This is a genomic window from Paenibacillus sp. sgz302148, assembly GCF_056120465.1.
Map to the genome: position 1 here is coordinate 1 of NZ_JBVYOJ010000011.1, position 21409 is coordinate 21409.

Consider the following 21409-nt stretch of genomic DNA (forward strand, 5'->3'; position numbering starts at 1 on the left):
TGCCATGAGTAGGGTTCCTTTCTTGGTGACTTCGCAATCCCGAGAATACCCTACTTTTTTGCTTTCTAGAAGACTCCAGATCTTGGTACACAAACTATTGTACGTCATCAACAAACGAAGCGTTTGAGCTGGATTCAGAAAATAATTTCTGCTTTTAGCCAAAAGTTTCTGAATTTCAGCCATTTTTTTCTGAATGCTCGATTTTATCGTTAAATCCGCTGGAAAAGCAGAAAGTTTTAGCTGAAATTCAGAAAATAATTTCTGAAGTTGATTGGGAGAGACCATCACACGGACCGAGGTGTCGCGCGTGTTCATCGCCATACCAGAGGCTTCATTTTGCCGCTGCGCAAAGGAAATGCCGGAAAAGATATCGAATCCTACTCCATAAATAAAAAAATGTTAGATTCCATGGACCGATGGTATCTAGATATATAGCAGCATACGAAGGGAGTAGATCGAGGTGACGCAGGACGAGGAAGTGAAGGAAACGGAGCATATCGAATCGCTTTCTGATGCGGCTTTGGTGCAGGCGGCGCGCGACGGAAATTCAGAGGCGTTCAACGAGCTGATCCGCCGCCATCGAGACAGGGCGCTCGGCTGGGCTCACTCGATTGCCCGCGATCGGCATGCCGCGGAAGACATTGTGCAGGATGCCTTCGTCAAAACATTCCTCCATCTCGGCACGCTTGTCGATATCGGCCGCTTTCTTCCATGGCTGCAGCGGATCGTTCGCAATCAAGCCGTGCACAAAATGAGACGTGGCGGGCCGTACCGGCACGAGCTGTCGTTTACGAGCATGGCGGTACAGGCGGAACGGGCATTGCGTGTCGATTATGGAGATGTGGATGCGATATTGCATTTTATGGCCCAAACCGCGGCACAAAGCCACAATGATCGCCACAACCCGCTGGATCTCGTTGCGCGAAGCGAAACGATCGAGGCGATTCGCGCCCTGCTGCGTTGTCTTAGCCGCAGGGAGAGGGCGATATTCGAGGCGCATTTCTTCAACCAGCTCGCGCCGCACGAAATCGCCGCCTTGTTTCAGTCGACGACGGCCAATATTTATATGTCGCTGTCCCGCTCGAAGAAGAAGCTGTCCGAGCGGGCGCGGAGACAGGCAGATTGGACGGAAAATGCGATAAAGGAGAGGAGCGGCGCAACGATGCGCAAAAACATTCTGGAGCAACCGCGCATTCTACATACGCAGTGCCATCCGTATAATGTGTCCATCCGCCATGGCCTGCATTATATGCTGCCCTACATCGGCAAGGGCGATTGGACCTATGCGGAAACGATGGGATTGACCGCCCATGCGTTTCACATCAATTTGGAGCGGACCGCGGCGCGGATGGAGGGTACGTTTCTGTACGACGGCTTGTCTTTCACGCAGAACGCCATGATCAATCTCGGCATGCACAACCGATATTTCGATATTATGCCGGTCGAGAAGCTGCCGGAAGCGAAGCGGAGAGATTTTGTCTCTTATGCATTGGATACGTTCCGCAGCTCCATCGATCAAGGCGTGCCGTTTCTTTGCCCGAGAGGGCGGCATCAGGAATTCGATTTGGCATACGGGTACGACGATGAACGGCGATTGTTTTATTTGGCGAATACGAAGGAACTTTGGACGATGCCCTATAGCGAGCTGGAAGAAGGACATCTCTATGCGTTCGTATGCGACGGCCGGTTTGAGATCGATCGGAAGACGGCGATGCAAAGGGCGCTCCGGCTTGCTCTGCGGCATGCGTTTGGGGAGGATGCCACATTTTCCGTTTGCGTTAACGGATTGGCTGCTTACGATACGTGGATGGACATTTTCCGGTGCAGAGCGGCCGACCCTCTCGGCAACGCCTCAAGTTTAGCCGTCGCAGGCGATATGCGGGATTATGCGGCGCAGTTTCTGCACCAGTACGCGGAAATGTGGCCGCTTGAAACGCCGAACGATGCAACAGCAAGGGTTTTGCTCAGCGAGGCAGCCCGGCATTATTCGGCCGTTGCCCGCTCATTCGAAGCGCTGCGTACGTTGTTCCCGTTTCCTTCTGGCGGTGATCCGGCAAATCCGGCCCTAGCCCATGACGCGATCCGTCTGCTTCAAGAAGCCAAAGACGCGGAAACGGAAGGGCTCGCCTTCTTGCAGCAGGTATTGGATTTGCTTGCGGACGACACGGCCGGCCGGGACATGCCGGCGATCATTCCGAATGATCCGTTTTTTTATTGAAAACGTATGATTTCAGTTTACCGAGGAGGATTCAAGATGGAGCACACAACATCCGGTGATATTGGCGTTGCGCAAATCTATTTGCCGGCAGCGAATATCAGGGAATCGGCAGCTTGGTACGAATCTCGATTAGGTTTCATCGTTCAATTTGAAAATGAAAATTTCGCAACACTCCGACATCGAGTGGGCCCTGGGATTATGCTAAGAAAGACGTCGAAGACATCGCCCGTGCATTTCTGGCTGGAAGATCGGGAATTTCCCGTTGTTAGTCTTCAGCATCCGGATGTAGAGGGGCTGTATCCGATATTCGTTCAAGCCTCGGATGAAGTCGGGGATATCAAGAGATTCGGAGAAAACGGCAGATATGTTCATTTTCATGTAAAGGACCCATATGGAAATATGATCGATATTGGAAATTACCCGGACCAGGGATGAGGGGAGGCACGGTGAACGTGACGAACGAAACCGTTCAATATAAGCTCGATACGATTTTTTTCGGGGCGAGAGACGTAAAAAAAGCAATCCGGTTATACAGCTCGTTATTCGGCCTGCCGATCCTACATGGACTGTACGATTCCCCGTTTTACCCTATCGCGATGAACAGCGGCGTCAAGCTGCTTCTCGTGCACCGGTTCAACGCTTTGATGTTGCATACCAACCCGGCTTGCATGCTGATCGCGTCGGATATGGATGCGTCCTACCATAGCTTGCAAAATAGCGGAGCTGAGATGATGACGCCGCAAGTGGAACAACGAACGGGCATGCGTTTTTTCATGTTCCGCGACGCCGACGGTACGGAATTCGCGGTCAGTGACAAACCGCTGCCTTATACGGATACGAGGGAACTTCCGGCCACAGGTCCTGTTGATCTCCGAATCGATGCGATGAACCTCTACGTCAACGACGTCGAGTCGTCTTCCGTCGCATTCGGACGGCGGTTCAAGACGCTAATCCCGGCTATGGGTTCACACGCGCAAGTTCACCAGTTCTCGCTTGGCGTCGATACGCCAATACATTTGCATCGCCGGCATGTCAATCGCGATCGCATGCCGTTCCTGCGCTTGCGAACCGCGGATCTTGATGCGGTACGATGCTTGCTCCGCGATAACGGGGTACCCGTCATGGAGGGCACGGAGCAACCGGGCGCTCTCGTCTTCGTCGACCCTGACGGCAATCGAATCGAGGTTGTGCGGGAATTGTCCTAGCAATCCCTTCGGTAACGGCCGCGCCGCGCGGCCGTTTTTTATTTACGCCGAATGTGTGCGCTCTTGTCCGCATCGCTCAACCCGGGTCTGTCTCGGCCCCCGACTCAGGTCTAGGTTCAAATACCGTCGCGGGTCCGTTTTGGAAAACGCCCTCGGCGTCTACAATAGGATTATAAGCGATGAACAATTGAAAGGCGGTGAGCGAATGGACTTAAAAGGAAAGAACGGATGGGCGATCGTGCTGATCGTACTCGGATCACTGATTTTGCTCGATAAACTGAATTTCGGATTCGGCCATCTCATGGGTTACGTCATTCCGGTCATCATGGTTTTGCTCGGATACGTCGGCGTAAAGAACGGAAGCAAGTTTTTCGGGTGGGTCATCCTGGTAGTCGGCATTATGATTCTGCTAGGCAAGTTGTCCGGTCTGATCGGGCTGGCGATCGCCATCGGATTAATATTCTTCGGCGTATCGATGTTCAAGAAAGATCGCAGAGCGTACTAACATCTACACTATAGAGGAGGAAATCGAATGAGCATCATGAAGCGGGTGCGCACCATGACGGTCGCGACACTGAACGACATGCTGGAGAAGTCGGAGGACCCCGTTCGTTTGATCGATCAGTACTTATACGCAACGCGGGACGAAATCGTGCAAGCTGACAAGCTGCACCAGCAAATCTCGGCACATACGCAAACGCTAGGACAGCAATATATGAATGCGGAGCAATTGAAAGAGAAGCGTGAACAGCAAGCGCTGCTGGCGGTCAAAGCCGGAGAGGACATCGCTGCAAGGCTGGCGCTGCAAGAGAAATTGATGCATGAGGAACGAAGCAATCAATACCGTCAGCTGTACGAGCAGAGCAAGCAATCGCTCGTCGAGCTGGAGGAGCAGCTGGAGCAATTGAAGTCGGATTATCAATCCGTCTACGAGAAACGCCAGCTGTACATCGCAAGAATGGAATCGCTGCGGCTGCAGCAGCGCATGAATGAACGAATGGGCACTATGAACGGCTTCAACGATCCGTCACGCATGTTCGACCGCTTGAACGAGCGAGTAGCGGACATGGAGCTGGAAACTCGCACGCTGCGTGATTTGCGCCGGATCGGCACGGAGTTCGCATACCAGGCGGGCACGACGCTGCAATCGACGCTCGAACGCGAACTGCAAAACTTAAAACGCAAGCTAGCTCAGGAAGGAAGGACCCCAGAATGAAAAAACTGTATCGTTCGCAAACAGATAAGAAGATATCGGGTTTGTGCGGTGGAGTTGCCGAATATTTGAATATTGATTCAACGCTGCTTCGCGTGCTGGTTATCGTGGCCACCTTCTTCTCGGCAGGCTCGATCATCCCGATCTACATTATCGCTTGTCTCGTCATTCCGAAGGAACCGAAGTTGCATAATCCCGGCATGTTCGGCGCACCGGGCTACCCCGGCGGCGGCTATTACGGCCAGCAGCATAACGGCTACAATGCCGGCAGCTACGGACCGCAATCGTTCCAAGGCGCGAACCCGAATAACGGCCCGCAGCCTTTTGTTCCGACGCATTCCTACACAGGTCCTGCAGCACCCGGCCCAGCGCCTCAAGTGCAGCCGACTGCAGCGGCGCCAAACGAAATCGACGATATGATGAAAGACATCGAGAAAAAAGCATTATTCAAAGAAATCGAACAATTACGCGAAAAAATAGCCAAATATGAGAAAGGGGAACAACCCAATGGGAGTATTCCAAAGAATTAAAGACATGACGAAAGCGTCGGTGCACGATCTGTTAGATAAATTCGAGGATCCGATCGTGATGCTCAACCAATACCTCCGCGACATGGAGGAAGAAATTCGCCAGGCCGAAGTAACGGTCGCGAAGCAAATGGCCAACGAGCGCCGCTTGAAGCAGCGCCTTGAAGAAGCGACGCGTTCCGGCGCGGATCGCGAAGCGCAAGCAGCACGTGCGTTAACGAACGGCCAAGAAGCGATCGCCCGCAAAATTCTCGAAGAAAAGCTCTATTACGATCAGAAAATAACCGAATACGTGGAGCTGCACGCTGGGGCCAAAGCGCAAGCCGACGAGCTGATGCAGCAGCTGCATGAAATGAAAGACGAGTTCTACAAATTGCGCAACAAACGCAACGAGCTGGCAGCACGCGCTCAAATGGCCAAAGCGAAAAAACAAATGGCGCAGCTGACGAACGTGCATACGATCGAAGGCGGCAATGCCGCTCGCGGCTTCCAGCGGATGGAAGAAAAAATTATGCAGCTCGAAGTCGAAGCCGAAGTCATTCGGATGCCGGGTTCGTCCGTCGCTTACGGTTCCAAGCTGGATGCGAGCAAGCAGCTTCAAGTCGACGAACAGCTGCAAGCGCTGAAGAACAAGCTGAACCGGACGCAACCGGAGCCGGCTGTGACGAATGAAACTGCTTCGGAGTAAGAGAGAAGCCAAGCAAGGCCGGCATCGTCGATCAACATAAATCAGTTGGTGAGTCGGGCAAATTGTGATATGCTATGAAACGAAGATTGGACCAAAGCCATAGGGGGCAGCCGATTTTGCCGCTATGGCTTTTCCATATGTTCCGGCACGCGGATTTCGACAAACTTGGGGAGAGGAGGTGCGGCATGGAACGAAACGATCATCATCAAGCGAACGGGGATAACGGACGCCATCAGACTCCCGACCTCGATCGGGAGCGGCAGCGCAAGCGGAATACGGCGCTCGTGCTGATTTTTGCGGGTCTGTATATCATCCTTGGCAAAGTTATCGGATTTTTCGCCATGTCCGCTCTCTTCATTGTTGTGCTTGGCATTTACAAAGTACGCTCGGGGAGCGGGGAAAAATGGGGGTATATTTTACTCGCCATCGGAACGTTTATCCTGGTCAGCAATTTTTTATCGATACTGATCGCCATCGTCATGATTTCAATCGGATTTTTCTTTATGAAATCGAAGCAGGTCCATCGGGACGACAGCTATTTGCGAAGGCAGCATTTGCTGTTAAGCTTGAAATGGGACAAACAGCCTTGGGAGCTGCGCAATACGAGTATTTGGAGCGCCGTAAGCGAAATCGTGCTCGATTTTTCGATGGCGCTGCCGGAGGAGAAAGAAACGACACTGGTCATGCAAGGCGTGCTGGCCGATGTCGACATCGTCGTGCCGGAGGATTTTGGCGTTGCGATCGAGGCGACCGCCGTATTCGGCCAAGTCGATGCGTTGTCGGAGAAGCAGACGGGCATGATGAACAAACTGGTGTGGAAAACGCCCAACTATGATACGAGCGAGCATAAAGTGAAACTATTGCTGGCATTTATCGTAGCAGATATTGATATACGCGTCGTGTAAACTAGTAGGCGGAGGGATTCGGTGGACGGCAAGAAGCTCACAAATATGGTTTGGCGAAGCATGGGCCGATCGATTCTGTTCAGCCTGCTTCTGCTCGGCGTTACGATATATGTAATGCAATCGTACGGGTTTATAACGAAGATTACGAATTGGACGCCGGTCGTTATGGTCGGATTGACGCTGATTGCGGTCGTGACCGCACTCGGCGTCGTGTTCGGTTATTATGAAAGCAACAGCATCAAACGGCGGCTCGAGCAGCTGCGCGAGTCGATGCTGCTGCTGGAGAAAGGCAATTTGACGCGGCCGGTGCCGGACCTCGGGATGGACGAGGTCGGACGGCTAGCGGACCAGCTTGGACGCGTCGGCAAGAAATGGGAGGAGCAGGTTACATCGCTCCAGCGTTTATCGACGAACAACGCGCAGCTTGCCGAGAAGGCGCGGTTATCGGCGATCGTGGAGGAAAGGCAGCGACTTGCCCGGGATTTGCACGATGCCGTCAGCCAGCAGCTGTTTGCGATTTCGATGACGGCAACGGCGGTTGGGCGGACGCTCGACAAGGATTTCGAGCGGGCGAAACGGCAAGTTTCGCTGATCGAGGAAATGGCGTCCGTCGCGCAGTCCGAAATGCGCGCATTGCTGCTTCATCTTCGCCCGGTTCATCTGGAAGGCAAGCGGCTGGCGCAAGGTCTGCGCGAGCTGATTCAAGAGCTTTCGGCCAAAGTGCCGATGGAAATCGGGTTCGAAATGGAAGAGGATATCCGTCTGAACAAGGGCATCGAAGACCACCTGTTCAGGATCGTGCAGGAGGCGCTATCGAATGCGCTTCGGCATTCCAAAGCGACGAAGCTGGAGGTTAGGCTGCACCAAAGGCCGGATGGCGTCAGGCTGCTTATTCGGGACAATGGAGTCGGCTTCGATCTTGACGTCAAGAAGCAAACGTCTTACGGGCTCGTATCGATGCAGGAACGCGTGAACGAAATCGGAGGGTCCATGAATATTATAACGGCACCGGATAAAGGGACGCGGCTCGAAATCCGCGTGCCTTTAGTTGCCGAAGAAGGGGGTTACGAACATGTCGATGGAGACGCGGATCAAAGTATTGTTGGTTGACGACCACGAGATGGTGCGGATCGGTCTGGCCGCGGTGCTCGATACGGAAGACGGCATCGAGGTGGTCGGCGAAGCGAGCAACGGGCAGGAAGGCATCCGGCTCGCGCAGGAGTACAAGCCGGACGTCGTATTGATGGATTTGGTCATGGAAGGAATGGACGGCATCGAAACGACGCGCCGTCTGCTCCAGCTGCATCCGGATTGCAAGGTCATCGTGCTCACCAGCTTTCTCGACGACGAGAAAATATATCCGGTGATCGAAGCGGGGGCGTTCAGCTATTTGCTGAAAACGTCGCGCGCCGCCGAAATCGCCCAAGCGATTCGCGCGGCGGCGCGGGGACAATCGATACTGGAATCGCAGGTTGCCTCGAAGCTGATGAACCGCTTTCGCCAACCGCAGAAGCAGGAAAGTCTCGCTCATGAGGATTTGACGGAACGCGAGATGGAAGTGCTGCGTTTGCTCGCCCAAGGCAAGTCGAACCAAGAAGTGGCCGACGAGCTGTTTATCGGCGTCAAAACCGTCAAATTCCACGTGACGAATATTCTCGCCAAACTCGGCGTTGAAGACCGCACGCAAGCGGCGATTTACGCCCATAAGAACGGGATCGCCGAATAAGCGGCATAGGTTACGTTGCGAGGAAGAGAATCACGTTCGAAAGATCGACGGACATCCGGCTATTTTGCCCGAAAGACGAGTTGTATTGCGGAAAAGCCTGGAACGGCGCAAACGCGTCGCGCGGCATCTCGGGGAACGACTCTTGTTGATTAAGCGTCAGATCTGTCGATCCTGGCGCGTAAGCTCTCACTTTTTTGGCATTTGCCTTCGCTTTTGCCTTTTTGTTTTTTCTGGACTTCAGCGCTTTTTGCTGTTCGGCAATTCGCGCTTCCTCCGGATCTTCATTCAGAATCAGCTGGCCGGAATCGATGCGGCTTAACGTTCCGATAAACCGTCTCCCCTCATTCGTTACGATACATACGAGATTGCCGCAGTACGGCTTAATGTTTTGCTCCGTAATCGGGTATACGGGAAACATCCTTTTCACCTCCAGATCGCCAGTAGTAAGGTACGTTTACCCATAATGTATTCAGCTCGCGGCACGCATGCATGGATGAATACCCAGAAAAGCCAAACAAAAAGCACCTCCGTGAAAAATATGCAATGGGGAATATCAAGATGGATGAAAGGAGGTCGCATGTGCGGAAACCGATCGGGTATTTGTTGCTCGCGCTTCTCTGCATCGCCTTAACGGCCGTATGGGCAGCTTGGCCTGCATCAACAAGCGAGGAGTCGTTCGATCCGGCTGCCGACCTGCGGCATTTGCGTGAGGCGGCGCTTTCGGTATTACCGGACAAAGCTGCGATTACGGTCAATTTGTCGGGTGACGCCGGCCGGTACGGAAGCAATGAGGAACTACTCGCGCTGGGAACCAAGATCGGCGGACTGGCGGACATGCCGGAGCTGAAGATGGACAAGTCGGCCGCTCGCGGGGACCATCTACGGTATATCGCCGAGAAGGAATCGGGATCGCTTCGAATTACGCTCCATCTTGTAGAGCTTGCCGAGGGACGTTCATACTATATGTATGTGATCGAGTCTTCCCTTTCGAAGCACGATATCGATGCGCTGGAAGCAGAGCAGGCACGGCTCATGGAACGGTTCCGAAGTATCGGAATGTCCCCGGAATGGCATGCTATGGTACAAGGAGAAAGACAGCGGGAGCACGGCGAAGCGAACTTGCTGTCGCCGGTTTTGACAACATTACGATCCAAGCTGACGCTGCGCGAAGTCGAATCGTACGAGGATAAAAGCTCCGCGAGCGCAACCTACTACAGCGCCGATTTAACGTCCCGTGTCGACAGCGGAGGCAAGCCCGTGAATATGCAAATTGCGGCGCATCTCGTTTCGGGCACGGACCGGGTTCGAATAACGCTGGCCATTCCCGCGGCGACAGGAGAATTTTAATCCGTCGATCACGATTTTTTATAGCCTCAGCGATAGCGAATCCCCTATGAATATGCTAAACTACTTAACATGGTAAAAATACATAGGAAAGAATGAGGAATCCATGACGACGGACATGTTCAAAAACGATACGCAAATCGCCGCTGGCGCAGTTTTTTTGATCTTCGGGGCAACGGGCGACCTTGCTCGCCGAAAACTGTTTCCGGCGATTTACAGCTTGTATAGAGAAGGAAAATTGTCAGAAAATTTTGCGGTTGTCGGATTGGCGCGCCGTCCTCGCACGAATGAACAATTCCGTTCGGACGTTTACGAATCGATCCGCGAGTTCGCGCGGTACAAACCGGAGCAAACGAGCGAATGGAACGCATTCGCCGAGCATTTTGAATATAAATCGCTCGACATCCATAATGTAGACGGATTCCGCGAGCTGCAGCAGCTGACCGAGAAGCTCGATGCCAAATTCGATATCGCCGGCAACCGGTTGTTTTATTTGGCGCTTGCGCCGGAACTGTTCGGCCCGGTTTCGCATAATTTACGGGACGGAGGCATGCTCGAGTCCAAAGGCTGGCACCGCCTTGTCATCGAGAAGCCGTTCGGCTACGATCTGCCTTCCGCCGAGAAGCTGAACGAGCAAATTCGCCAAGTGTTCAAGGAAGAGGAAGTATACCGTATCGACCACTACCTTGGCAAAGAAATGGTACAAAACATCGAAGTGATTCGTTTCGCCAATGCTTTTTTTGAGCCGCTTTGGAACAATAAGCATATTGCGAATATTCAAATCACGCTTTCGGAAACGGTCGGCGTCGAAGAACGCGGCGGATATTACGATCATGCCGGCGCGCTTCGCGACATGGGGCAGAACCATATGCTGCAAATGCTGACGATGATCGCGATGGAGCCGCCTAGCCGCCTGCATCCGGAAGACATCCGCGACGAGAAAGTGAAGGTGCTTCGTTCGCTTCGCGCGTACAGCTCTTCCGAGGAAGTACGCAGCAATGTGGTGCGCGGGCAATATACGGCCGGCAGCATGAAAGGCAAAGAATTGCCGGGTTACCGCGAGGAAGATTCGGTCAATCCGGAGTCCACGACGGAAACGTATTTCGCGGCGAAGGTGTTTGTCGACAATTTCCGTTGGGCGGGCGTGCCGTTCTATATTCGTACGGGCAAGCGCATGCCGGTCAAAACGACTGAAGTTGTCGTTGAATTCAAGAATATGCCGGACAACGTATATCTGGCGAAGAAAAATCAACTGCAGCCCAACCTGCTCGTCATTCGGGTCAATCCGATGGAGGGCATCTATATTAAACTGAATACGAAGCAACCGGGATCGGAATCGGCGATTGCGCCTGTCGCGATGGAATTTTGCCAAAGCTGCCAGGTCGGTCTCAATACGCCGGAAGCTTATGAGCGGCTTATCTTCGATGCGGCCCGCGGCGATTCCACGTACTTTACCCGTTGGGACGAAGTGGCGATCGCTTGGAGCTTCGTCGACCGGATCGCCCAAGCTTGGAGAGAGCAATCCGACGATTTGCAGCCTTATGCGGCCGGTTCTTGGGGACCGGAGCAGACGGAGAAGCTGCTGGCGCAGGACGGCTTCCATTGGTGGCCTGTCAACGGGCAGGAAGAAGACAACGTCATCTGGGTGTCGAACAGCGGCAAATAACGAGCCGACAAGGCAGCGATGGCCCGAATCGATCCTCATGCTTGCAACGGAAACGGGAACGAAGGGAACTATAGAACAAGAATGAGTAAACCGATAGATCAAGAAATCAAGCAAGAAGTCGAAAAACGCAGAACGTTCGCGATCATATCTCACCCGGACGCCGGGAAAACAACCTTAACGGAAAAGCTGCTTCTGTTCGGGGGCGCGATCCATATCGCCGGTTCGGTCAAAGCCCGCAAGGCGAACCGCCATGCGACGAGCGACTGGATGGAGATCGAGAAGCAGCGCGGTATCTCGGTTACGTCCAGCGTCATGCAGTTCGACTATAACGGACATAAGGTCAACATTCTCGATACGCCCGGTCACCAAGACTTCAGCGAGGACACGTACCGGACGTTAACCGCGGCGGACAGCGCGGTCATGCTGATCGACGTCGCCAAAGGCGTCGAGGCGCAAACGATCAAGCTGTTCCAGGTGTGCGCGAAACGCGGCATTCCGATCTTCACGTTCATCAACAAGCTGGACCGTGAAGGGCGCAGCCCTTTCGAGCTGATGGAGGAGATCGAAAGCGTGCTTGGCATCCGATCGGTGCCGATGAATTGGCCGATCGGCATGGGCCGCGACTTGTGCGGCGTGTACGACCGGTTCAAAAACCAGGTCGAGCTGTTCCAGGGCAAAGACCAATCGTCCATCGAAGTGCGCAAGGTCGAAGACTACAACGACCCGGTCATCCGCGAGATGGCGGGCGACTTCTTGCACGATCAGCTCTGTCAAGAGCTGGAGCTGCTTGACGTGGCGGGCGATCCGTTCGATTTCGAGAAAGTGCGCAGAGGCGAGCTGACGCCGGTATTTTTCGGCAGCGCGGTCAATAATTTCGGCGTGCAAACGTTTCTCGAGAACTTCCTGGAGCTGGCGCCGAAGCCTACGTCGCGCAACACAACGACGGGCGAGGTCGAGCCGACGAATACGAAGTTTTCGGGTTATATTTTCAAAATCCAGGCGAATATGAACCCGGCTCACCGGGACCGCATCGCCTTCCTGCGGATATGCTCCGGCAAGTTCGAACGCGGCATGGCCGTTCGCCATGTCCGTGCAGGCAAGGAAATTAAGCTGGCTCAGCCGCAGCAATTTCTGGCTCAAGATCGCGATATCGTCGAAGTGGCGTACCCCGGCGACATAATCGGTTTGTTTGATCCGGGCATTTTCCGGATTGGCGACAGCTTAAGCCAAGGAAGCGACCTTACGTTCGACGAGCTGCCGACGTTCTCGCCGGAAATTTTCGCCAAGGTGACCGTGAAGAACGCGTTGAAGCATAAGCAGTACCAGAAAGGCATCGATCAGCTGACGGAGGAAGGCACGATTCAAGTTTTCCGAACGATCGGCTTCGACGATACGATTCTGGGCGTTGTCGGACAGCTCCAATTCGAGGTGTTCGAATACCGGATGAGGGCGGAATACGGCGTAGAGATTCAACTGCAGCGGACGCCGTTCCAATTCGCTCGATGGATCGTCGACGACAAGATCGACCCGTCCAAGTTCCGTATCAACTCCCAGCTCGTCAAAGACAAAAAAGACAATTATGTCGCCTTGTTCGAAAATGAATATGCGATGCGTACCGCAATCGAGAAGAACCCAACGGCGAAGTTTCTCGAAACGGCGCCATAACCGAAATACCCCACAAAGTGGTTCAGAAGAGGAACCCAAAAAAGAAACGTCCGAATCGTGCGGACGTTTCTTTTTTTTCACCGGATGGGGTAACGCCCGGTAGGCTAATGACATACGATGGTACTGTTCGATCTGATTATTAGCCTACGGAGGAGAGTTTACGAATGGGAGTGTATTACAATCCAGATTATGGCAGTATGATGGGTGAATCCAGTTCGCCGGCGATGACTTCGCCGCTCCAAACATCGAGTTATATGCCAACGATGACAACGCCTTTGCAGGAGCATAGCGTATTTCCGACTGCGGTGTCGCCTGCGGATCCGTCGAATGTGTTCCCAACGTCCGTATCGCCACTGCAAGCGTCGAGTGTTTACCCGACGTCCATATCACCGTTGCAAGCGTCCGGTATGTACCCGACGTCCGTATCACCGTTGCAAGCGTCCGGTATGTACCCGACGTCCGTATCACCTTTGCAAGCGTCCAATATGTACCCGACGTCCGTATCGCCGTTGCAAGCGTCCAATGTATACCCAACATCCGTATCGCCGCTGCAAACATCGAATATATATCCAGCTTCGGTGTCGCCGGTACAACCGTTAAGCAATGTGCAGCCGACCGCCGTATCTCCGGTGCAACCGTTAAGCAATATGCAGCCGACCGCCGTATCTCCGATGCTACCGCTTAGCAATATGTACCCGTCCGCGGTATCTCCTGTGCAGCCGCTCAGCAACGCGTACCCGACTGCGGTGTCTCCGCTGCAAACGTTTAGCAACATGTACCCGACGGCGGTAGCTCCGCTTTCAACGAAAGGTACGGCGGTATCGCCGCTCTCGACGAAAGGCACAGCAGTATCCCCGCTCTCGACGAAAGGAACGGCGGTATCCCCGCTTTCGACCAAAGGTACGGCGGTATCTCCGCTCTCGACGAAAGGCACGGCGGTATCTCCGCTCTCGACAAAAGGCGCAGCGGTATCTCCACTCTCGACGAAAGGCACGGCGGTATCCCCGCTCTCGACGAAAGGTACGGCGGTATCTCCGCTTTCGACGAAAGGTTATCCGTCCGCGGTATCGCCTTACTCGAGCGAAATGCCGCAGTCTGTCCTGCCGCTTGCAACTGCTAATGAGAACGCGCCTGCAACCGTGTCTCCGGCCTCTGTGATGATTGTGGATCCATGGTTCACCGAGAACTTAAGCGAGTACATCGGACATCATATATGCGTAATGACAACCGCAGGCCCGCTGGACGGACAACTGGTTGAAGTGCGTCCCGACCATATCATGTTGCTGGATCACGGACATATATTGCACGTTCGGCGCAAGGAAATCGTCTATTTCCAATAACCGATCGAGCATCAAGCCGCCACGAGAACCGGAAAATCAATGGAGCTCTCTGTCGCACGACGTAAATAAGTCCGCCGATAACTCCGTTTTTCCGGTTCGAACCGGCAGCATTCTCCAGTCGGGATGAGAATTTGACGAAAGTTTGCTGAATCAATAAAGCACTCTCCACAAATAAAAAGTAGCGTAAGCCTCCCAGCCGGCCCATTGGGCGGAGAGCCGCTCAATCATCTCCTTGGAAGGTTTCTGATCCAGCCCCAGAAGCTGTTTGAGAGCGAGGTGAAGCCCGACATCGTCGATCGGGAACGCCGAAGGATAACGCAGACAGCGCATCAATACGTAGTTAGCCGTCCATGGGCCGATTCCCCGTACCGCAACCAATTGTTTCTCCGCCGTTTTGCAATCGCCGGTCGCGAGCAGCCGTTCTTTCGATAGTTTACCTTCCGCCACCAGCCCGGCGACACCGATCAAATATTCCGCTTTTTTCGAAGTCAGCTGCAACGGAATCAAATCCGCCGTATCCAATGCCGCGATCCGTTCCGGCGAAGGAAACGCCCAATATAGCTGCCCCTCCGCTTCCGCCGAAGTTCCGAATTGCTCGACAAATCTTCTTTTGAGCGTATAGGCGAAGGTTAAATTAATTTGCTGGCCGATAATTCCCCAGCATAGAGCCTCGAACAGATCGGGGATGCCGATAAGCCGCAAGCCGTAATTCCGATGGACAGCCTCCCGCAGCAGCGTATCTTGCTCGGCCATTTCGTAGAACGGAGCAAGATCGGTGTCCAAGTCGAACCATTCCCTTACATAGCGGACTGCGGCGGCACGAACAGTGGACGTCGTCCTTGCTCCATCTCCAATATATCGGATGCGGAGAAAACCTTCCCGCTCACCATCGATCCGGACAACGGCCGATTCGGCGCCGGCAGGGATGAGCATATGGATCTGATCGTTGTCGACACGGTACATGCATTCATTGGAAGAGCGCTGCAAATATCGGACCGTTTCGCGATAACCGAACGGCTTGGGCACCGGGATGATGTCCACCGGCGGCTCTATTGCTTTGGAATGGCTTGCTTCATTCGAATCAGGTGTGTTCATCGGACTCCGGCCTCCTCTTGGCATGTTGATGGGCGTGGAGCTTTCAACGTTAAGAAAGCATTCGCTGATGATGATGTTATCATATACCGCATAGTTCCGCTTTTGCATTCTTGCTTTTCCATTCAAGATAGCTTACATCGAAGCCGAACTCGGGGTATACTGAGCTTGAGGTGATTCCGATGAACAACCGGCCGCGCAAGACCGGGGCGGAGCAAAGCGCTGCCCGAACGGGCCAATCTTCATCCTCGGCTCTTCCACGGGCTCTCGAAATGACGGACACGATGTGGCAGGCCATTCTGTTAAACGATTCAACCTATGACGGTTCATTTTATTATGCGGTGAAAACAACCGGCATCTTCTGCCGTCCTTCCTGCAAATCAAGGCCTCCGTCCAAGGATCACGTATCGATATTCCGAAAAGCCGAGCATGCCATGTCGAACCGATTCCGTCCATGCAAACGGTGCAAGCCGGACGGGCTGAAGCTGCCCGAGGAAGAATGGGTGGATCAGGTAGCCGAATGGATCGGCGCGCATTATCCGGAATCGATTACGCTTCAAATGCTGGCTGATATGATCCACGGCAGTCCTTATCATCTTCAGCGGACGTTCAAACGAATCAAAGGCGTCACGCCCGCTCAATATACGCAGCAAATTCGAATAAACAAAGCGAAGCAGTTACTGACCGGAACGGACAAAACAATGATGGATATCGCCGCCTCGGTGGGCATCCCGAATCCGGCTCATTTCGCAACGCTTTTTCAACAAAAAACCGGCTTTAAGCCAAGCGACTACCGTCAAATGCAAGGGAAGACGGATGTCATGCACAATCAATCATGAAGAGGGATGATCGAATGAAAACAGAAAGCAGTCAAGCCGTATTCTGGACGACCTTCTCGATGGGGCCGTGGCAGCTTATTGCAGCGGCAACGACGAACGGGCTTTGCTTTGTCGGATCGCCGGACGAGGGACTGGACGAGCTAAAGAGGTGGCTGAGCAAACAATTGCCGGACCGGCTTCTTGTCAAGGACGATGCGCTGATGGAGCCGTACGTCTCGCAATTGAACGAATATTTGCAAGGCCGGCGAACGGAGTTTACTTTTCCGATCGATTATTACGGAACGGCCTTTCAACAGTCGGTGTGGCAAGCATTGGCCGGTATTTCATTTGGCCAGACGAGCTCTTATTCGGATATCGCGAACACGATCCGAAAACCGCAAGCGGTTCGTGCGGTCGGCGCGGCAATCGGCGCGAACCCGGTTCTGATCGCCGTGCCTTGCCATCGCGTCATCGGGAAGAACGGGACGCTCACCGGCTATCGCGGCGGACTTCCTATGAAGACGGAGCTGCTGCAGTTGGAGGAACAGAGGGCGAAACGGCAAAAGATTGAGACTGCCTGATGGGATGGGCAATTCCTATCCATGACGATACCAAAACCTCGTTCGGGATCACCTGAGCGAGGTTTTGGCTTTCATGTGCGGCGGGTGTGCGCAGAAGGATTCCGCATTGACAGCGGAACGCTTTCATGAGAAAATGTACGCGTGTACATTAAAACATCGCATGTGAGGGCAAAAGCATGAACCGAAAAGAAGTAGCAAAGCTTGCCGGCGTTTCCGAAGCGACGGTATCTCGCGTATTGAATGGAGTTGGGCCGGTCAAGGAGGCGACCAAACGTCGCGTCTTGGAAGCTGCGAAGCGGCTGAATTATTACCCGAGCGCCATCGCGCAGAGCTTCGCCCGCAGGCGCAGCGGCAACTTGGGCGTCATCCTTCCGTTCGTGCCGAAGGTGCATTTGTTTTCGACCTATTACTTTGCTGAAATTTTAAGCGGAATCGGCGATGCCGTCAAGCGGAAACAATATGATCTTCTCTTGCTGTTCCGTTCGGCCGACGAACCGGTCGACTATATCCGGTTGTTCCGCACTCAGAAGGTCGACGCATGCATCATTCTCGGCTCCAGCGACTTGCCGGAGGAGCGCAAAGCGCTTGCTCAGCTGCAGGAAGAGCATGCGCCGTTCTGCCTCGTCAACCAGCGGTTCGAGGGAGAGCGCTTCAACCTGATCGAAGCGGACCACGTACAGGGCAGCTACGAGGCGGTTAAGCATCTGATCGATGGCGGACACCGGCGAATTGCGTTTCTGAACGGGCCGCTTGAATATTCCAACAGCGCGGACCGCCTCTGCGGGTATAAGCAGGCGCTTGAAGAAGCAGGTATTCCTTTTCGGCAGGAATTGGTGTTCGAAGGCAATTACAGCCGCAAGAGCGGTTACATTGCCGCAGAACCGATCGCGGCGCTGCAAGGCGAAATCGACGCCGTATTTGCCGCGAACGATCGGATGGCGACCGGTCTCATTCAAGGATTTCGGGAGCGCGGCATATTGTTCGGGCGCGATTTGGCGTTGGTCGGCTATGACGATTCGGATGCGGCGAAGCTGACCGATCCGCAGTTGACGAGCGTTCGCGTGCCTTTTTTTGAAATGGGGCGGCTTGCGGCGGAAAAAGTGCTGGAGCAGCTAAGCGGAGACGGGCCGGACACGTATCATGAAACATTGCCGACAGAGCTTGTCATCCGGGGATCATCGCAAGAACACGATTCATATCGACCATAGGAGAGGGGCCGGGTACGATGAAATCCGTTCATGTAGGCATGGTAGGTTACAAGTTTATGGGGAAAGCACACAGCAACGCATATCGCACGCTGCCGATGTTTTTCCCGAAGGCGGCGAAGCCGCTTATGAAAGCGATTTGCGGCCGGGACGAAGCGGGCGTTCGCCAAGCGGCCGAGCAGTTCGGCTGGGAGTCGAGTGAGACCGATTGGCGCAAGCTTATCGAACGGGCCGACATCGACTTGATCGACATCAATGCGCCGAGCGATGCGCACAAGGAGATAGCCATTGCGGCGGCGCAGGCCGGCAAGCATGTTTTTTGCGAGAAGCCGCTCGCGCTGACGCTGGCCGATTCCAGAGAGATGCTGGATGCCGCCGAGAAGGCGGGCATCGTACATATGGTAGGTTTTAATTACCGGTTTGCGCCTGCGGTTCAATTGGCGAAGAAGCTGATTGACGAAGGGCGCCTCGGGCGCATTTTTCATTTTCGCGCCTGGTTTTTACAGGATTGGATCATTGACCCCGATTTTCCGCTTGTCTGGCGGCTGCAGAAGGAGATTGCAGGTTCAGGCGCTCATGGTGACCTGGGCGCGCATTTGATTGACATGGCGCGATTCCTGCTGGGCGAGCTGACCGAGGTTGTGGGGATGAGCGAAACGTTCATCAAGGAACGGCCGCTGCCGTCTGCGATGACGGGATTAAGCGCCAAAGGCGACAAGGGTGCGCCGAAAGGACCGGTTACGGTGGACGATGCGACGCTGTTTATGGCAAGGTTCGCAAGCGGCGCGCTCGGCAGCTTCGAGGCGACCCGGTTTGCCGCGGGCCATCGCTGCACAAATTCGTTCGAAATAAACGGCAGCAAGGGCAGCATCAAGTTTGATTTTGAGCGGCTGAACGAGCTGCAGGTGTATTTCTCGGACGACGCTGCCGATGTGCAAGGCTTCCGCCGGGTGCTGGCGACGGATCCGGCTCACGCGTATGCCGATGCATGGTGGCCGCCGGGACATACGATCGGTTATGAGCATACGTTCGTTCACGAGACGGTCGAGCTGATGAATGCCATCGCGGAAGGCCGTCAGCCCGTGCCTAATTTTGTCGACGGCGTCAAGTGCCAGGAAGTGCTGGAGGCGGTCGACGTCTCGATTGCCGAACGGCGATGGGTGCAAATCAGCGAAATGTGATGATGGAGATGGAGTGATTGCGATGAGCAAGGCGTTGATCGTATGGGGCGGTTGGGACGGACATCAACCGGAAGAAGTGGCCGCTCTCCTCGGCAAGGTGTTGCGTGAAGAGCGCTATGATGTGGAAATTTCGGATACGCTGGACAGTTTGGCGGATGCAGACAAACTGGCGGCCATTGATCTGATCGTTCCGGTATGGACGATGGGGACGATTTCCGGAGAACAGCTTGGGCCGTTTCTGCGTGCAGTCAGCGAAGGCGGCACGGGCGTTGCCGGTTGCCATGGCGGCATGGGAGACGCTTTCCGCAACGAGACGGAATACCAATACATGGTTGGAGGCCAATGGGTTGCGCATCCCGGCAATGACGGCGTGACGTACGAGGTGAATATGACCGATGCAAATGATCCGCTCACGGAAGGCATCGGCGATTTTACCGTCGTTTCGGAGCAATATTACATGCACGTCGATCCCGCGATCCGGATCCATGCGACGACGAATTTCGGCGACGTAAAAATGCCGGTCGTTTGGACGAAAACGTACGGAGCAGGCCGAGTCTACTACTGCACGCTGGGCCATCAGGCCGATATCGTAGCGATGCCGCAGACGCTCGAATTGATGCGGCGCGGGATGCTGTGGGCGACACGAAAGTAGCGGGCATATGCGATCTAACGAAAAACACATGATCTAACGAACATACATGATCTAACGAACATACACGATCTTATGAACAAACACGATGAACCGGGATACCGTTTGGAGGAGATAAGGATGCGCAAAGTGAAGGTTGGTATTATCGGCTGTGGCAATATTAGCGGAATCTATTTTCAAAATTGCAAGCAATATCCGGTTCTTGATCTTGTCGCGTGCGCGGATTTGGATGTGGAACGGGCGAAAGCGCGAGCGGCGGAATTCGGCGTTCCGAACGCGTATACGGTCGAAGAGCTGCTCGCCGATCGGACGATTGAAATCGTCATCAATTTGACGATTCCCGTGGCGCATGCGGACATTTGCCTGAAAGCGCTTGAAGCGGGCAAGCATGTGTACGTGGAGAAGCCGCTCGCCGTGACGCGCGAGCAAGGGCAAGCGGTGCTCGAGCTGGCGCGGTCGAAGGGGCTGCGCGTCGCAAGCGCCCCGGAAACGTTCATGGGCGGTGGCATTCAGACCTGCCGCAAGCTGATCGACGACGGCCGGATCGGGACACCGGTCGCCGCGTCCGGGTTCATGATGTGCGGCGGACACGAGTCGTGGCACCCCGATCCGGATTTTTATTACCAGCAAGGCGGCGGGCCGATGTTCGATATGGGGCCGTATTATTTGACCGCGTTCGTGACGATGCTGGGCTCCATGCGCAGTGTTACCGGAGCGGCAAAAATCACGTACCCGGAGCGAACGATAACGAGCCAGCCGAAATTCGGCACGAAAATTACGGTGAACACGCCAACGCACATCGCTGGAGTCATCGAATTCGCCAGCGGTGTCATCGGCACGTTGATCACAAGCTTCGATACGCCGGTTAGCGGCGATTTGCCGAGCATCGAAATTTACGGCAGCGCCGGGACGCTTCGCGTTCCCGACCCGAACGGCTTCGGCGGCTCCATTCGGATTCGCAGCGCAGGAGCTTCGGAATGGAGCGAAGTGCCGCTGCAGTTCGGCTACAATGACAACAACCGCGGCATCGGCGTCGCCGATTTGGCTTACGCGATCCAAAGCGGCCGTCAACACCGCGCGAACGGCGAAATGGCTTATCACGTGCTCGAAGCGATGCACGGCTTCCACGACGCGGCGTCTAGCGGCGTGCGTTACGACATGCGAAGCGTGTGCGAGAGACCGGCGCCGATGCCTTCCGGGCTGCCGCACAATACGCTGGATATGTAAATCTATAAGAGTGACCGGCTCGATTGAGCCGGTTTTTTTGTTGGGTTTATTGTTAATTTATGTAGGAACAATATATAGATATGAGGTTCGAAGGGGGACTATCGAGAGTTCGGATTGGCAATAAAATTGGTTTCATTGACGAAAACGGCAAATATGCCA

At 54.3% G+C, this 21409-nt stretch carries 23 protein-coding genes; 20 read left to right on the top strand and 3 right to left on the bottom strand.

From position 1 onward, the window contains the following. Positions 1 to 321, bottom strand: a 321-nt coding sequence (locus AC0LWM_RS17145) for a hypothetical protein (RefSeq protein WP_474676200.1), incomplete at its 3' end; no start/stop codon positions are given. Positions 322 to 460: 139 nt separating this feature from the next. Here AC0LWM_RS17145 and AC0LWM_RS17150 point away from each other — a divergent pair. From AC0LWM_RS17150 to AC0LWM_RS17195, 10 genes are all read left to right on the top strand, one after another. After that, positions 461 to 2218: an RNA polymerase sigma factor gene (locus AC0LWM_RS17150; RefSeq protein WP_474676201.1), complete on the top strand. Its 1758-nt coding sequence runs from the start codon at positions 461 to 463 to the stop codon at positions 2216 to 2218. Between the two features lie 36 nt (positions 2219 to 2254). Next, complete coding sequence (locus tag AC0LWM_RS17155; protein WP_474676202.1) at positions 2255 to 2653, top strand: VOC family protein; 399 nt, start codon at positions 2255 to 2257, stop codon at positions 2651 to 2653. 17 nt (positions 2654 to 2670) lie between these two features. Further along, complete coding sequence (locus AC0LWM_RS17160; protein WP_474676203.1) at positions 2671 to 3423, top strand: VOC family protein; 753 nt, start codon at positions 2671 to 2673, stop codon at positions 3421 to 3423. Between the two features lie 205 nt (positions 3424 to 3628). Next, on the top strand, positions 3629 to 3928 hold the full coding sequence (locus AC0LWM_RS17165) for a LiaF transmembrane domain-containing protein (RefSeq protein ID WP_474676204.1): 300 nt from the start codon (positions 3629 to 3631) through the stop codon (positions 3926 to 3928). A 27-nt stretch (positions 3929 to 3955) separates the two neighbouring features. Continuing rightward, positions 3956 to 4639, top strand: a complete 684-nt coding sequence (locus AC0LWM_RS17170; RefSeq protein WP_474676205.1) for a PspA/IM30 family protein — start codon at positions 3956 to 3958, stop codon at positions 4637 to 4639. Further along, positions 4636 to 5166, top strand: coding sequence for a PspC domain-containing protein (locus tag AC0LWM_RS17175; RefSeq protein ID WP_474676206.1), 531 nt, complete (start codon positions 4636 to 4638; stop codon positions 5164 to 5166). Before AC0LWM_RS17170 ends, AC0LWM_RS17175 begins: the two co-directional genes overlap by 4 nt. Then, positions 5144 to 5851 carry a PspA/IM30 family protein gene (locus AC0LWM_RS17180; RefSeq protein ID WP_474676207.1) on the top strand — a complete coding sequence of 236 codons (708 nt, stop codon included), beginning with the start codon at positions 5144 to 5146 and terminating at the stop codon, positions 5849 to 5851. Before AC0LWM_RS17175 ends, AC0LWM_RS17180 begins: the two co-directional genes overlap by 23 nt. 185 nt (positions 5852 to 6036) lie before the next feature. Beyond that, a complete protein-coding gene (liaF, locus tag AC0LWM_RS17185; RefSeq protein ID WP_474676208.1) occupies positions 6037 to 6756 on the top strand; it encodes a cell wall-active antibiotics response protein LiaF in 720 nt (239 codons plus the stop codon). A gap of 21 nt (positions 6757 to 6777) precedes the next feature. Beyond that, positions 6778 to 7866: a HAMP domain-containing sensor histidine kinase gene (locus AC0LWM_RS17190; RefSeq protein WP_474676209.1), complete on the top strand. Its 1089-nt coding sequence runs from the start codon at positions 6778 to 6780 to the stop codon at positions 7864 to 7866. Next, entirely contained in the window at positions 7835 to 8482 is a 648-nt protein-coding gene (locus AC0LWM_RS17195) for a response regulator (protein WP_474676440.1), read from the top strand. Before AC0LWM_RS17190 ends, AC0LWM_RS17195 begins: the two co-directional genes overlap by 32 nt. 10 nt (positions 8483 to 8492) lie before the next feature. Here AC0LWM_RS17195 and AC0LWM_RS17200 read toward each other — a convergent pair whose 3' ends face one another. Continuing rightward, positions 8493 to 8900, bottom strand: coding sequence for a hypothetical protein (locus tag AC0LWM_RS17200; RefSeq protein WP_474676210.1), 408 nt, complete (start codon positions 8898 to 8900; stop codon positions 8493 to 8495). Between the two features lie 161 nt (positions 8901 to 9061). On the opposite strand from AC0LWM_RS17200, the gene AC0LWM_RS17205 reads away from it, so the two are divergent. The 4 genes from AC0LWM_RS17205 to AC0LWM_RS17220 all read left to right on the top strand — a co-directional run bounded on the left by AC0LWM_RS17205 (position 9062) and on the right by AC0LWM_RS17220 (position 14497). Beyond that, positions 9062 to 9829 carry a YwmB family TATA-box binding protein gene (locus AC0LWM_RS17205; protein ID WP_474676211.1) on the top strand — a complete coding sequence of 256 codons (768 nt, stop codon included), beginning with the start codon at positions 9062 to 9064 and terminating at the stop codon, positions 9827 to 9829. A 103-nt stretch (positions 9830 to 9932) separates the two neighbouring features. After that, positions 9933 to 11492 (top strand): glucose-6-phosphate dehydrogenase, encoded by a 1560-nt coding sequence (gene zwf, locus AC0LWM_RS17210; protein ID WP_474676212.1) that lies wholly within the window; start codon positions 9933 to 9935, stop codon positions 11490 to 11492. 81 nt (positions 11493 to 11573) lie between these two features. After that, positions 11574 to 13157 (top strand): peptide chain release factor 3, encoded by a 1584-nt coding sequence (locus AC0LWM_RS17215; RefSeq protein ID WP_474676213.1) that lies wholly within the window; start codon positions 11574 to 11576, stop codon positions 13155 to 13157. Positions 13158 to 13321: 164 nt separating this feature from the next. Continuing rightward, positions 13322 to 14497, top strand: a complete 1176-nt coding sequence (locus tag AC0LWM_RS17220; protein WP_474676214.1) for a DUF2642 domain-containing protein — start codon at positions 13322 to 13324, stop codon at positions 14495 to 14497. Positions 14498 to 14647: 150 nt separating this feature from the next. Here the strand turns inward: AC0LWM_RS17220 and AC0LWM_RS17225 are convergent, their stop codons facing one another. Next, complete coding sequence (locus tag AC0LWM_RS17225) at positions 14648 to 15592, bottom strand: DNA-3-methyladenine glycosylase family protein (RefSeq protein WP_474676215.1); 945 nt, start codon at positions 15590 to 15592, stop codon at positions 14648 to 14650. A gap of 269 nt (positions 15593 to 15861) precedes the next feature. Here AC0LWM_RS17225 and AC0LWM_RS17230 point away from each other — a divergent pair, with 269 nt between their 5' ends. From AC0LWM_RS17230 to AC0LWM_RS17255, 6 genes are all read left to right on the top strand, one after another. Beyond that, a complete protein-coding gene (locus tag AC0LWM_RS17230; protein WP_474676441.1) occupies positions 15862 to 16428 on the top strand; it encodes a bifunctional transcriptional activator/DNA repair enzyme AdaA in 567 nt (188 codons plus the stop codon). A 14-nt stretch (positions 16429 to 16442) separates the two neighbouring features. Further along, complete coding sequence (locus AC0LWM_RS17235) at positions 16443 to 16988, top strand: methylated-DNA--[protein]-cysteine S-methyltransferase (RefSeq protein WP_474676216.1); 546 nt, start codon at positions 16443 to 16445, stop codon at positions 16986 to 16988. A 176-nt stretch (positions 16989 to 17164) separates the two neighbouring features. Beyond that, complete coding sequence (locus tag AC0LWM_RS17240; protein WP_474676217.1) at positions 17165 to 18196, top strand: LacI family DNA-binding transcriptional regulator; 1032 nt, start codon at positions 17165 to 17167, stop codon at positions 18194 to 18196. 17 nt (positions 18197 to 18213) lie between these two features. Beyond that, positions 18214 to 19374, top strand: a complete 1161-nt coding sequence (locus AC0LWM_RS17245) for a Gfo/Idh/MocA family protein (RefSeq protein ID WP_474676218.1) — start codon at positions 18214 to 18216, stop codon at positions 19372 to 19374. A 22-nt stretch (positions 19375 to 19396) separates the two neighbouring features. Continuing rightward, positions 19397 to 20026 (top strand): ThuA domain-containing protein, encoded by a 630-nt coding sequence (locus tag AC0LWM_RS17250; protein ID WP_474676219.1) that lies wholly within the window; start codon positions 19397 to 19399, stop codon positions 20024 to 20026. 117 nt (positions 20027 to 20143) lie between these two features. Beyond that, on the top strand, positions 20144 to 21250 hold the full coding sequence (locus AC0LWM_RS17255) for a Gfo/Idh/MocA family protein (protein WP_474676220.1): 1107 nt from the start codon (positions 20144 to 20146) through the stop codon (positions 21248 to 21250). Positions 21251 to 21409 lie beyond the last annotated feature (159 nt).